Origin of the sequence: Enterococcus sp. DIV0240d (genome assembly GCF_051711245.1) — a bacterium.
GTDB classification, from domain to species: domain Bacteria; phylum Bacillota; class Bacilli; order Lactobacillales; family Enterococcaceae; genus Enterococcus_D; species Enterococcus_D casseliflavus.
Genome location: NZ_JBIOMG010000001.1, coordinates 595,880 through 609,004 on the forward strand (window position 1 = coordinate 595,880; position 13,125 = coordinate 609,004).

Below are 13,125 nucleotides of genomic sequence, written 5' to 3' on the forward strand. Positions count from 1 at the left end.
AGAAGCCATGGTAGGAATCAAAGATATTGCCCAAAAAGCGGGTGTCTCCATATCCACCGTTTCGTATGCATTGAATGGCAGTCCAAAAGTGACCGAGGAAACCCGCGCGCGGATTCAAGCGATCGCAAACGAATTGAACTATGTTCCGAACATGGCTGCTCGCACACTGAAACGCAGACAAACCAACATCATCGGTGTTTATCTCGCCGATTATGCCGGAAGTTTTTATGGGGAATTGCTAGATGGTATCAAGAAAGGGCTGGAACTTTTCGGCTATGAAATGATCGTCTGCAGCGGCAAGAAGTCACACTTGTTTATTCCTGAGCGGATGGTGGACGGTGCCATCATTTTGGATTGGACGTTTCCAGCAAAGGAAATCGAGCAATACGCCCAACGAGGGCATCAAATCGTCGTGTTAGACCGTGTCTTGTCTCATGAAAACATCCATCAAGTCTTGTTAGACAATAAAGGAGGGGCTGTGCTGGCGATCGATCGCTTGATCGCTGGACAAAGCCAAAAAGTCTTCCTCTTAGCAGGGCCAGAAAAAGGCTACGACAGTCGGGAGCGCTTGGAAGCCAGTACGAAAGAATTGACGCGCTTTGGTATTCCTTATGAAGTCATTCCTGGTGACTTCACGGAACCTTCTGGTTATCGAGCGGCAAAACAGCTCTTAGCAAATGATCCCCAGTTTCCCATTGATATCTTTGCCTTCAATGATGAGATGGCGATCGGGGTCTACAAATATGTCCGCGAGACCGACTATCGCATCGGAAAAGAGATCCGCATCATCGGGTTTGATAACACGGAATTAGGCGCTTTTGTGCAGCCGCGCTTAGCGACGATCTCCTATTCGAAACATCGATGGGGCATGGTGGCAGCTGAGAAAATCGTACAATCGATCCAAGGGGATCCAGTGGCGGACGAGCATATTTATACCACTTTTGTGGATGGCGGATCATTTATTTAATTGATCCATTAAAGGAAAAAGAGTTGAAAAAGCCTCAAACAGAGAACACTGTTTGAGGCTTTTTTTGCGTTATTTCAAAAATAACTTTACTTATTTTATCAAAATCAGTGATTTATAAAAAAATAATAATTTTTATTTTGTTATTTTATATGCAATGGAATTTTTAAATAACGTTTTTTATTCATTTTTGATTATAACATTATCATTATCTACAGTCAGAAGATAGGAAGCGTTCTTTTAACTTATTATTTTAGGTCGTTAGAAAAGAGTTTTGTGCCGCTGAATTTTGTCAAATATTCTAACTTTTTATTTATTTTTCTCATCTTAATTTAATTATGAGTGTTGATTTATCCCTCGTTTTTTGTATGATTTATGAAAGAGAAAAGCAGTTTTTTGAAAAGAATCGATGATTCATCCTGATAATTTGCGCTTTTTTTCAATCGATGAGTAACAGATAGCTCTAAGATGTGGAAGTTACAAAAATCGGAATTATGAAAAATCAATTATAATCATAATTTTGAATGGAAGAAAAAAAGAATTATAATTCTCTTTCGCCAACTCGCTAAACTAAGAGTTGTAACACAGGGCGTGCACTGCGCGATACGTTTATTTTTTTAAGATAGGAGGGATAAAGTGAAACGGTTTTTAACAACTTTACTTGTTTTTCTACTAACATCAGGTCCGTGTTTTTCATATGCAATGGTAGTGGCACAAGCCGAAAGTGTTACAAAAACAAGTGAAGAACAAAGTATGTCTTCTTCTGACCCTGTCGTTTCATCGATCGACAGTCTGGAAGAGACGAACGAAACTGAAGTGCAAGCATCTAGTGAACCTGCTTCGACAGATTCGTCTACAGGAGCCACTGACACAGCTTCATCTGAAACAGAAGCTTCATCGGAAGCTGCAGAAGAAGTACAGGTGACCTTTCTGACAGACACGGAGCATCTATTTGCTACCGGGGAAACCCGCACTCAGATCAGCAAAAACAAAGGGGAAGCACTAAAAGAAAGTGAGTTGCCAGTTTTCGAAGATGATACTGCTTTTGAAGGCTGGTCGTTAGATGGCACGGTCTATACAAGTCAAGCGTTGACCGAATTGATTCTCACGGAGAACCAAACCTTAACTGCTGTTTTTAAACCGACGGTTAAGGCAAGAGCGGCGGACATCTCGTTGGCAGAGCAATCGATCAAAGAGATCATTGCAGAAGCCGATAAAACGAAAGTGATCGCTGTACCAAGCCCAGCTGGAGATGGATCAGCATATGCGGAATACACCAATAGTGCTGAAGGCATTCGTCAAGCGTTGTTTGATATGTATCAAAACGGCAATGGCCAAGAATTTGCTTTGTATGTTGGCTCGGGTGGATCGTTATCACTGCCAACGAATCTGACTTCAAAGACGATTCCAGCCACAGTCGATAATACGAACATGACTTTTTATGCGCTGCAAGGAAAAGTCAGCCGCTTGATCATCACAGGGCATAGTGATGATCCCATCACAGATGCAACAACGTTGACCACTGGGAGTCGCACGGTTGCACTTGGCACGGACATTTACTTCGGTTCTCATGTAGTGATTCGAAACCTCAACTATAGTGGTACGAGGATGTACATGAATGGGTATAGCCTTTCATTGAACGGTGGGTCCACCGGGAACGGTCTTGCGATTTATGGGGGAAGCAACAATGGCGACCTTTCGGGAAACCCAACAATCACATTGAATGCGACAGGTTCAGGAACTTGGAATATTTATGGGGGGAATCAAAACGGTGGTACATTGACCGGGAATACAGCAATTGTCGTAAATAATACAGTAGGTAATATCAGTACGATCGCTGGAGGTGCCAATATTGGTACGATTGATGGGAATACCAGTGTCACGATCAATCGTTTAAATGGCACATTAGGCAGTTATTATGGCGGTGGTCTTGGAACAAACGCTTCCAATACAGCCAATGTGACAGGCAATGTTGAAACGACGATTCAAACCACCAATGCAAGCTTCCGTTTAAGTACTTTTGCTGGTGGCGTTCAATATGGCAACATCAATGGAACGATCCGCAGTACGATCTCGGGTGCAGGCGGTTGGTCAGGGATATCCAATCGGTTTGTAGGCGGTTCATTTTATGGCAACATCGGCTCTGACCGTTCTAAGGATGCCATCGTGACCAACCTTGATGCCAGCAGCTATTCCACTGGACGGAGTGAATTTGAAGGTGGCAATCGGAATACTGGTACCATCACAGGAAACATCGTCAACACCGTGAAAGCCGGACCGAGTGCCAGCGTCGGCGGAATTGGTGATTTTAACGGCGGTGGGGGAAACAACGTTAGTACCTTGACTCAAAGTTCAATGGGGGCTTCGAATACGACGACGTATGACAATTATACTCCGGAACAACGAGCAGCACTGGCAGAAGCAGCGGCAAGTTTTAAAGTTTATGGCGATATCACTTCTCATCTAGTCAGCGGTTCCTTTTCAAACGGTGCGATTTATTCGACGGCAGCTGGTCGAGGCGGCTATGTTGAGGGAAATACGACGATTGAAGTTGGTACGATCACTTCGGATGGTAGTCCTGGGGGAGATGGGATTGCTTACACAGGATCCAGACCGACAAATCTAGATTACTCAACGAGCAATAAAACGAGAGGCTATTCATCTGGATGGGATATCGTTGGTGGCGGCGGTTATCCAGGAACAGCTTGGGATATCTATATTAAAGGGAATACCAAAACGATCTTGAATAACACGGTTGCTCGCTGGACCTACGGTGGTTCCTTCTCAGGTGTCATTGAGGGAAATTCTTCCAATACTTTGAACTCTGGGATCGTCGATACGCTAGAAGGAACAGGCTATACTGGACGCCGTGTTTACGGAGATGGACGAACGACCGTAAATAATGGGCAAGTAGACTGGTTTTTATCTGGTGGCGGCTGGGATGACTTATTAGTGACCGGCAATGTCGCAGTAACGGTTTATGATGGGGTGATCAATGCCTCACTCGGTGCCTCTTATGGTGTCGCTTCTTCCCACACCATTAACGGAAACTCAGATAATCGAGTGTTTGGCGGAAACTTCTCAGGTACTCCGCGTACAGGGTCTAATGGTTTTTCAGGCGGTGTTACGAACAATGGACGGTTATTAGGAAATGCCAGTTTGACATTGGATTTGAGAAATTACGATGGTGAGTTTGCCCTTCCTTCTGGAACGAACATCTCAGGCGGAAATCCGTTTAACAGTACGAATATCGTTGGGACCGACAGCTCCAATACGATTACATTGAACATATACACAAAGCCGGGGTCAGATGCACTGAATGGGGCGACGATCTATGGTGATGGCGGACGGACTGCTAGCAATACGAGAAGCGGCAAAATTTATATGAATATCCAGGCGGAAGGATCAAGTATCGGGAATTTATACACCACGTATTATTCCAATATTTCTTCCAGTCAAATTTTAAGAGATGTCGAGATGCGACTTCAAGGAGCCAAAAGTATCAATGGGATCTCAGGCGGAAACGCGTCAGATAATTTTACGAACACGATCGTAGCCAACAGCAGTAATCAAGTGAAGATGAACTTTGGTGAAAATGTCGATGGGACAGCTTCTTATCAAACTGATCCAATCGCTGTGACGGGTCTGGGGATCGTCAACTTTACCGAATTGAATGTGACAAACGGTATCAAGCTGATGGCCAATGGGGGAGACATCAAAAATGGCCGTTCAGCGACTGCTGCCAATCACGCAACGACCTATCATCAGTTCGGTGACATCCATCTTTCCAAAGATGCTGGTATCGGGATTACTTCCGCAACGAATTTGATTTCAGGGGCGAAGTTAACGGTAGAAGACAAAGGGACGATCGAGTCGCCGCCGGGAACGGGACGAATCAATCTGTCAGATTTCGCCACACCAGATACGGACAAAGATCACTTAATGTGGCTGAAAACGACGACCAATGATGCAGGTTCTCGAGTCAACAGTCAAGGAACGTGGTTTGGGGCGGTTAGTGCCTATCAAGTACTGACCATAAATCCAACTGCTGCTAATGCTGCAGCGATCACGCCAATCAATTTCAGTGGGATCGAAAAAGCGACTGGGAAAACCTTCATTGGGGACAACGATGTCACCAATGCAGCCAATGGGTACGGTATTGCGATACCAGGTTCGATCATTAACTACGAAGTCGAAACACCGGGAGTCGCGAATGGGATCGGTGCCATTAGTCACAATGTAACGGCAGTCAAAGAGAACAATACGCCGCTGACCTTGCAAGCATGGGGAACTGAGCAGGCGGGGACGCAGGTGCAAAAAGGGCGTTTATTGATTCCCTACACGGTAACGGAATTGCCAACATTGACGTTCACACCAGAAACCCAAACGTCCGGTTCATGGGTCTATGGGGGTCAAATCAAATCCAGCAAGCTGGATAGCACGGATCAGCAGTTGACGGAACAACCAGATTCAGAACCAGTTGATTGGACGAGTCCTGATGGGGAATATAGTTACGATATCAGCGTCCGCTACTCAAATAAGGCGGAAGTCCAAGCACGCAATGTGATCCTTACAGAGCAAGAGGCACAATCGCTGACCAAAGAACAAGCTGTGACTTATCTCGAAGCTAGTGGGCGTCCTTTCTTTAAGGATACACTGACAGATGAGGTCTTAGCTGCGATTCAAGAACCGTTAGAAACAGCGGTCTATCGCAAACAAGCGATCACTTTTTCCGTAGGGGAAAACGATCAGAATCAGGCAGAAACTACCGTGAATCTGGTGGTGGTCAAAAATGAAAGTGTCATTTCTGCTGATCGGCAATTTGCCGTCTATGCAAAAGATGTCCGTTTGACCTTACCAGAAGCAACGGCACTGACAGATGAAGCCGCTTTGGCAGACTATACCCAAGCAACCACGATTTTTGCAGATAATCGGGCAAATGTACCACCGACTGTCGATCCGCAAGCTTTTGCCGCGATCCAGCAAGCAACGGAAGCTGAGCTGTTGAAAAATGTGTCAACGGCTTACCATTATGAAGCAGGCAGTCAACGGGCAGAAAAAGTCGTCAATGTCGCAGTTGCCGGCGAGCTTATTTTAAGCAGTGTGCCAACAGACTTTGATTTTGGGCAGCAGAAAGTTGCCACAGAAACACAAGATTATTGGCCAACGATCACAGGCGAGCTAGCAGTGAAAGATACGAGAGGGTCCGAACGGAGTCCATGGCGCTTGACGGTCAAAGAGCAACAGCCATTAACGGATGGGACAGATCAATTAACCGATGTCTTCCGCTTTGTGACAAACGGTCAAGAACAGATGATAACCAGTGGGGAAATGATCATCGAGGAAACGGAATTGACAGAAAATGGCACATACGTCGTGAACCAGCACTGGGGCGAAAGTCAGAATGAAGGAATCAAGCTTACCGTTCCAGTCGAACAGCAAAAAGTCGGGGACTATCAAGGAACCTTGAGCTGGCAGCTAGTTTCGGCACCTGGCAACCCATAAAGGCAGGAAAATAAATGAAAAAAATCATGATCGGTATTATTGCTGGCTGTCTATTAATGTTTCCTCAGCTCGTTTCAGCAGCCGAAGCAGGTGCCTATGACAGCAATGGCATTACTTCCTTTTTCGGTGTCTATGAAGAACCAGTTGAGGAGCCAGAAGAGCCCGTAAAAGAACAGCCAGGGAATAAACAAGTAAATCAAAAAGGCAACAACATTCTGCCGGCAACAGGGTCGGATCACTTTAATAGCTATCAAAGCAGTGGTCTTGTCGTTTTGTTGGCAGCAGGAATCATTTTAATCAAAAGGAGAACAAAAAATGAAAAAACTTTTCTTGACGGCAGGCATTCTATTGATGAGCACTGCTCTGTTACCAACAACCGTTAATGCCGCTGAATACACCTCAAATGGAGCAATCACTTTTGAAGCGGACCCGAATCCAACCAATCCAGTTGATCCGACCGATCCAGAAAAACCAGTGGATCCCGTCGATCCAACCGATCCAGATGGACCAAACCCTGGAACAGCTGGACCATTATCGATCGATTTTGCTTCAAGTTTTCAATTTGGCAACCAACTGATCACTTCCGAAACAAAAGATTATTACGCACAGCTGCAAGAGTTCACAGCTGGCGCTGCTGGACCAAACTATGTGCAAGTAACAGATAAACGAGGAACGCAAGAAGGCTGGTCATTGAGCGTTGTGCAAAACGGACAATTCAAAACGGCTGATGACGAAGAACTAGTCGGGGCTTCATTATCGATCGCCTCAGGTGCAGCAACTTCGGTCACCGATATGCAGTATGCACCAACGGTTACGGCAAGTCATACCTTTGTACCCGATAGTGAAATCACATTGGTCAACGCACCTGTCGGAAAAGGAATGGGCACTTGGATCTACAAGTTTGGGAACGATGCAACGGAAGGGTCAACGGCAGTAAAATTAAATGTACCAGGCAGTTCCGTAAAATTAGCCAAAGGGTATCGGACGACATTGACTTGGAATTTAAAGAATGTCCCTGAAAGCAATTAAAATCACTGATTTTCAGTAAAACAGATAAAGGAGTGTCAAATAGAAATGAAAAAAACAGCATGGGTCTTTTTAAGTCTTGCCGTATTGGCAGCAGCGAGTGCAGCAACTGAGGTTTCAGCAGCTGAAGCGGCTTCTTACACCTCAAATGGGGCGGTTGATTTTATTCCAAATACCGATCCGACGAACCCAGTCAATCCAGAAAATCCAGATCCAGAAAACCCAGTCAATCCTGTGGATCCAACCGATCCAGATGGACCAAACCCTGGAACGAATGGACCATTATCGATCGATTATGCCTCTAGCTTAGATTTTGGTGTCAATAAAATCTCCAATAAAAACGAAGTCTATTATGCACGAGCACAAGGGTATTTGAATGACGATGACACAGTTTCTACATTAAAAACTGCCAATTATGTTCAAGTAACGGATAATCGCGGTAGTAATGCTGGTTGGCGGTTGTCTGTGAAGCAAAATGGTCAATTCAAAAACGAATCGACGTTGAATCAAGAATTGACTGGTTCTGTCATTACCCTAACAAGTCCTGCCGTTAAATCAAATGCGATCGGCGTTACTGCTCCAGTGGCAGAAGCGACGATCATATTGGATGCAGCAGGTGCTGAATCAGTGGTGATGACCGCAGCAAATCAAACGGGTGCTGGAACATGGGTCAACGCTTGGGGAAGCGTTGAGACGGTCACTGAAATAGATAAGGATGGCCAAGAAGTACAAGCAGATGTTACCAAAGCGGTCGCACTTTCTGTACCCGGCAGCACACCAAAAGATGCCGTTAGCTACACGACTACACTAACTTGGGTATTATCAGATACACCAGGAACGGAAGGATAAGGAGTATAGACATGAAAAAAACACTAGCATTTCTCTCAGTATTAGGGCTAAGCTTCGCTGCTCCTGCGCTGGCACAAGCAGCGGACAGCGCAGAATACAATTCAAACGGACAGATCACTTTTGAACCAAATACAGACCCAACCAATCCAATCAGTCCAACAGACCCAGATCCAGAAAATCCGATCAAACCAGTTGACCCAACGGACCCAGATGGACCAAATCCAGGAACCAACGGACCGTTATCGATTGATTTTGCTTCAAGCCTTTACTTTGGTACGCAAAAAATCACCTCAAAAACAGAGATCTACCATGCGGAAACCCAAAAATACGTAGATTCAGCAAATGTGAATCAAGAAGGACCAAATTTTGTCCAAGTGACAGACAATCGGGGAACAGAGAGCGGTTGGACATTGAATGTTCGCCAAAATGGTCAGTTCAAAACAGCAGAAGATCAAGAATTGACCGCCGCGCAAATTCGTTTGACGAAGGGAACTGTAGTAACACCTTCCTTGTCACCAAAACCATCAAATGTAAGTTCAACGATCACATTGAATCCAAATGGTGCTCAATCCTTAGTGATGAGTGCCCAAGATGGCGAAGGGGCAGGGACCTATCTAATGAGCTGGGGCGATAGTTTAGCTGCAGCTATGGATAGCATTGAGTTGGAAGTTCCAGGCTCAACGACAAAATATGCCAGCCAATACAACACCACGTTTACTTGGTTACTGACAGACACACCAACAAACCCATAAGTACCAGCTTTCTCCTTGAACCCTTTCGTGGTTTAAGGAGAATACATAGAAAGAAGGGACATCCATCATGAAAAAAATCAACCAGCTTTTGGCGCTCCTATTCGCAAGTATTTTCTTTTTTGTACCAACGATAGGAACCGCTTCTGAATTTAACTTTGCCGTCAATCCCGTAATTCCAGAAAATCAAATCGATAAAGAAAAAATGTACTTTGACTTGAAAATGGCGCCGGGTACGGTACAAACCGTTGAAGTTCAATTGCGTAATGACACCGATCAAGAGGTCGTCATCGCACCAGTGATCGCTTCAGCTACCACAAACTTAAACGGAGTCGTGGAATATGGCGAAAACGACATCGAAGCGGACGAAACCTTGCCTTATGATATGGCTGATTTGATTGAAGTGGATGAAGAGATCACGATCCCCAAACAATCCCAAATCACCTTGCCCTTAAAGATCACCATGCCTTCAGAATCCTTTGAAGGGGTTATCGCAGGCGGATTGACCTTAAAAGAGACGACAGAGGAAACCGATACTGCTGACAGTGAAGAAGAGCAAGGGTTAGCTATCAAGAATGAGTATGCCTATGTCGTTGCGATTTTACTGCGTCAAAACACAACAGAAGTTTCACCGGATCTAAAACTGCTGGATGTTGGACCAGGTCAAGTCAACGCCCGAAATACTATCAATGTCACTCTTCAAAATCCTGAAGCAGCTTACTTGAATTCATTACGCCTGATCAATGAAGTGAAGAAAAAAGGTGATAGCGACGTCTTGTATTCTTCGGATACCTCACGAATGCAAATGGCACCTAATTCCAACTTCTCGTACCCAATCTCTTTAGAAGGACAACGTTTAGAAGCAGGGACCTACGTGTTGACTTCCGTTGCCTATGGTGGAAAAAGCGATGAAGGGCAATACAAAATTGAAAATGAAGAAGGCGAAGAAGAAAGCTATCTCTATAAATGGACCTTCGAAAAAGAATTTACAGTGACGGGAGAGGTCGCACGTGATCTTAATAAGAAGGATGTGACGATCGAAACAGATTACACATGGCTTTACTTCTTGATCGGCGGACTGTTGCTACTACTCGCCTTGCTGCTGCTTTTATGGTACCGACGAAAGAAAAAAAATGAAACGGATGAAGCGTGAGCACCTTGAGAAATGCTTGATCGATGGGTTGATCATCGTAGGTATTCTTTTGCTGGCACTGCCTTTTCTAAAAGAAAGCATCGTCAGTTGGCAATTACGCACCACGCAATTGACGATAGCCACCCAGCTGCCGGCAACGATCCCAGAAGAAGAAACGATCCAAATGCCAGCTCTGTCAGATGTAATGGCGCCTCAGCCGACAACGATCACTGGGTACGGCTTTGTCGCAATCGAGGCGATCGATTTCCAGCAGCCGCTGTTGGTGGGACTAACGAATCAACAGCTGCTGAGAGGCGGCGTCGTGATGTTTCCCGAACGTTCGTTGAAAAATAGCAATTTTGTCGTTTTAGGGCATCATCTTGGGAGACAAAGTTTGTTATTTGGTCAATTGCTAGAAGCACAGGTGGGGATGGAAGTATCAGTGACCTATCTCGAGGAGAGTCAACAGTATATCATCACGGATAAAAAAATCGTAGACGAGTCGGACTTGTCGGTGCTAGAGGAAGAACAGACACCAAAATTGACCTTGATCACTTGTCCTACGCCTACTCGAACAGAAGAACGGTACGTGCTGACAGCAATTCCTGTTGAGCAGGCAACTGCCGATCATCCACAAAAACCAGCGGCGACAATCAGCACGCCGAAAGCAGCAAAAGTGATGGTTGAAAAACAAGAAACGGTATGGAAACAACAATCAATGAAAAATTGGTTTCTTTTATTTGTTATTTTATTTATAATTAGTGGATGTCTGCTGGGCGCCCATAAGTTGTTGGACCGTTCAGCGTCGTAGAAACATCATCAGAAGATGCGCTGATGATAAGGAGGGTGAATAAAATGAAACGCAGATTTGGCTTTGTCATTGGTGCGTGCATGATTATCGGAATGATCGATCTTGTTACAGAACAAGTCGTTTTTGCGACCATTTATAATCCGCTGGACCCCTCAGAAGAAATCGTCCCCACGGACCCACCAGAAGAAATACCAGAAAAAGTGGAGGAACCGCCAACTGAAATGGAAGAATCCAAAGAACAACCCGCGCCTGAACCAGAAACCGTTCCGAAAAAAGAGCCGGAGCGATCCTCACTGTCAGAAAGCAGTTTTTTGGAAAAGCAAAAACATTTTGCCCAACGAGTCATGCTGGAGGATGTCTTTGCGCCGGATCGTTTGAACGTCGATCTAGCACTGCCAGGAAATAATACAGATGGTGATGGCGATGATAAGCCTTCTTATCTTGCCAGCTTGTGCTACTTATTTTCAGGAAACGTCCTTTATGGCCAAAAAAACAATGGAGGCTTGAAAACGCATGTTTGTGACATTTTTGAATAAGGCGGACAAACGAAAATTGGTGATGCTGCAATATTTGGAAAACGCAGTCGCTCTTTCGGAAACGAAGGAAACATTGATGGATCAATTGACCATGTCAGAATTTTTGATCAACAAAACCGTTCAAGAATTGAATCTTGATTTTTATGAACTCGGATTGAACGAGGAATTTGAGATCGTGACCGATGGGACGGTCATTAAACTGAATGCCTCGGGGCTGGCAACTTCCGATACACTGCTGACCTATTATTTGGATCAAGCGTTGAAATTTTCCATGTTGAAAGAATGTTTTTTTGAGCAATTGTCTTCTTTATACGAATTTGCCACCAATCACTATTTAAGCCATAATCCCGTCTATAAAGAATTTAAACAGTTCAAACTGATCTTGAAAGAATATGATATTGAAGTGACGAAAGAATTTCAGCTGGTTGGGGAGGAAAGTGAGATCAGGGAATTTATTTTTCTCTTTTTTATGAAGGAATACTATCTGAATCATTCGCCTTTTCCAAAAGAAATCCTAGAAAAAGAAAAGACCTTTGATCGTTTTAATGAAAGCACCTGGCTTAAACCAGAACAGTCTGCTCGCATGCGGATTCGCAAGAAACATTATCTAGGAATCGTTTTGGCACGGATGACGAATGGTCATTACCTGCAAAACAGCGTGGAAAATGATTTAGTCTTGCCCAAACATCTCGTGATCATTGAGGAATTGAAACGCTGGCTGCAGGAGATTTTGACGATCACCGATCAAGAAGTGCTAGAGCGTGAAGCTCGAGATATTTTGCGCTTTTTGATCGTTGAGGGCTGGCTGATCGACAACAATAGCTACATCGATCAAGAACAAACCTATATCCAACAATTAAACGAGCATTTTATTCAAGCCGTCCAACAGCAGTTTTCCTTAACCGCGGACACGTTGGCACTTCTTCATGCTGAAACGACAACGATCCATTATCAGCTCTTGTCGTTTTCCTTTAGTTCTCGCTATGAATACCAATATATGGATGTGACGTATTTTCTTGAAACCTATCCAGAATATGCTGCCTTTTGCCGTAACTATCTGGAAGAAAGCCGCAACCGGCCGATCTTATGGAACAATAAAGAGTTTTTGTTTTTCAGGTACCTGATTCTGTTGATTTCCACGATTCCGCTAAAAGAGATTTTGGTTCCCTTGTATGTCTGCGTGGACTTTTCATTTGGCGATTCCTACAATCAGATGATCCAAAAGAATATCGAAAAAATCCTCGATTTAAATGTCCAATTCCAAAGTTACCCAGATGATCATACGCATCTGATTCTTTCAAACTTACCCTTTTATGGTGCATTGGGGATCGACCATATCTTATGGCTGGCACCACCTAGACCCATCGACTGGGCCAATTTCACTGAAAAAGTCAGTGTGATTCGAAGAGAACAGTTTCAAACCAAAATGGCACAATGAGCAACCCGCCGTTTAACTATCGAAAGCAACGTCTGCCTCAAATGGAGGCAGGCGTTTTTTGTAGAAACCTGTCCTATTTAAAAAGCGCCCAGGAATCTATTGCTCTGATGAAGGT

10 protein-coding genes are annotated in these 13,125 nt (G+C 44.4%); all 10 read left to right on the plus strand.

Annotated features, from left to right (window positions below; all coding sequences use genetic code 11):
* Positions 1-7: 7 nt before the first annotated feature.
* The gene (locus IGJ25_RS02830) at positions 8-967 is read left to right on the plus strand and encodes a LacI family DNA-binding transcriptional regulator (RefSeq protein ID WP_010748656.1); all 960 of its coding nucleotides are present in this window, start codon (positions 8-10) and stop codon (positions 965-967) included.
* 633 nt (positions 968-1,600) lie between these two features.
* Positions 1,601-6,469 (plus strand): hypothetical protein, encoded by a 4,869-nt coding sequence (locus tag IGJ25_RS02835; RefSeq protein ID WP_317725919.1) that lies wholly within the window; start codon positions 1,601-1,603, stop codon positions 6,467-6,469.
* 14 nt (positions 6,470-6,483) lie between these two features.
* Complete coding sequence (locus IGJ25_RS02840) at positions 6,484-6,852, plus strand: LPXTG cell wall anchor domain-containing protein (RefSeq protein WP_010748658.1); 369 nt, start codon at positions 6,484-6,486, stop codon at positions 6,850-6,852.
* Entirely contained in the window at positions 6,785-7,498 is a 714-nt protein-coding gene (locus IGJ25_RS02845) for a WxL domain-containing protein (RefSeq protein ID WP_404850171.1), read from the plus strand. Before IGJ25_RS02840 ends, IGJ25_RS02845 begins: the two co-directional genes overlap by 68 nt.
* A gap of 45 nt (positions 7,499-7,543) precedes the next feature.
* On the plus strand, positions 7,544-8,344 hold the full coding sequence (locus IGJ25_RS02850; RefSeq protein ID WP_010748660.1) for a WxL domain-containing protein: 801 nt from the start codon (positions 7,544-7,546) through the stop codon (positions 8,342-8,344).
* An 11-nt stretch (positions 8,345-8,355) separates the two neighbouring features.
* Positions 8,356-9,096, plus strand: coding sequence for a WxL domain-containing protein (locus tag IGJ25_RS02855; protein ID WP_010748661.1), 741 nt, complete (start codon positions 8,356-8,358; stop codon positions 9,094-9,096).
* A 67-nt stretch (positions 9,097-9,163) separates the two neighbouring features.
* On the plus strand, positions 9,164-10,246 hold the full coding sequence (locus IGJ25_RS02860) for a DUF916 and DUF3324 domain-containing protein (RefSeq protein WP_225000912.1): 1,083 nt from the start codon (positions 9,164-9,166) through the stop codon (positions 10,244-10,246).
* A complete protein-coding gene (locus IGJ25_RS02865) occupies positions 10,236-11,036 on the plus strand; it encodes a class A sortase (RefSeq protein WP_074934425.1) in 801 nt (266 codons plus the stop codon). The genes IGJ25_RS02860 and IGJ25_RS02865 overlap by 11 nt, the downstream gene beginning before the upstream one ends.
* A 44-nt stretch (positions 11,037-11,080) precedes the next feature.
* Entirely contained in the window at positions 11,081-11,572 is a 492-nt protein-coding gene (locus IGJ25_RS02870; RefSeq protein ID WP_015508844.1) for a hypothetical protein, read from the plus strand.
* On the plus strand, positions 11,550-13,010 hold the full coding sequence (locus IGJ25_RS02875; protein WP_010748665.1) for a helix-turn-helix domain-containing protein: 1,461 nt from the start codon (positions 11,550-11,552) through the stop codon (positions 13,008-13,010). The genes IGJ25_RS02870 and IGJ25_RS02875 overlap by 23 nt, the downstream gene beginning before the upstream one ends.
* Positions 13,011-13,125: the final 115 nt, after the last annotated feature.

Excerpts from the sequence above, each read along its gene's own strand:
- IGJ25_RS02830 (WP_010748656.1), top strand. The coding sequence starts at position 8 with ATGGTAGGAATCAAAGATATTGCCCAAAAAGCGGGTGTCTCCATATCC.
- IGJ25_RS02840 (WP_010748658.1), top strand. The coding sequence starts at position 6,484 with ATGAAAAAAATCATGATCGGTATTATTGCTGGCTGTCTATTAATGTTT.
- IGJ25_RS02845 (WP_404850171.1), top strand. The coding sequence starts at position 6,785 with ATGAAAAAACTTTTCTTGACGGCAGGCATTCTATTGATGAGCACTGCT.
- IGJ25_RS02850 (WP_010748660.1), top strand. The coding sequence starts at position 7,544 with ATGAAAAAAACAGCATGGGTCTTTTTAAGTCTTGCCGTATTGGCAGCA.
- IGJ25_RS02855 (WP_010748661.1), top strand. The coding sequence starts at position 8,356 with ATGAAAAAAACACTAGCATTTCTCTCAGTATTAGGGCTAAGCTTCGCT.
- IGJ25_RS02860 (WP_225000912.1), top strand. The coding sequence starts at position 9,164 with ATGAAAAAAATCAACCAGCTTTTGGCGCTCCTATTCGCAAGTATTTTC.
- IGJ25_RS02865 (WP_074934425.1), top strand. The coding sequence starts at position 10,236 with ATGAAGCGTGAGCACCTTGAGAAATGCTTGATCGATGGGTTGATCATC.
- IGJ25_RS02870 (WP_015508844.1), top strand. The coding sequence starts at position 11,081 with ATGAAACGCAGATTTGGCTTTGTCATTGGTGCGTGCATGATTATCGGA.
- IGJ25_RS02875 (WP_010748665.1), top strand. The coding sequence starts at position 11,550 with ATGTTTGTGACATTTTTGAATAAGGCGGACAAACGAAAATTGGTGATG.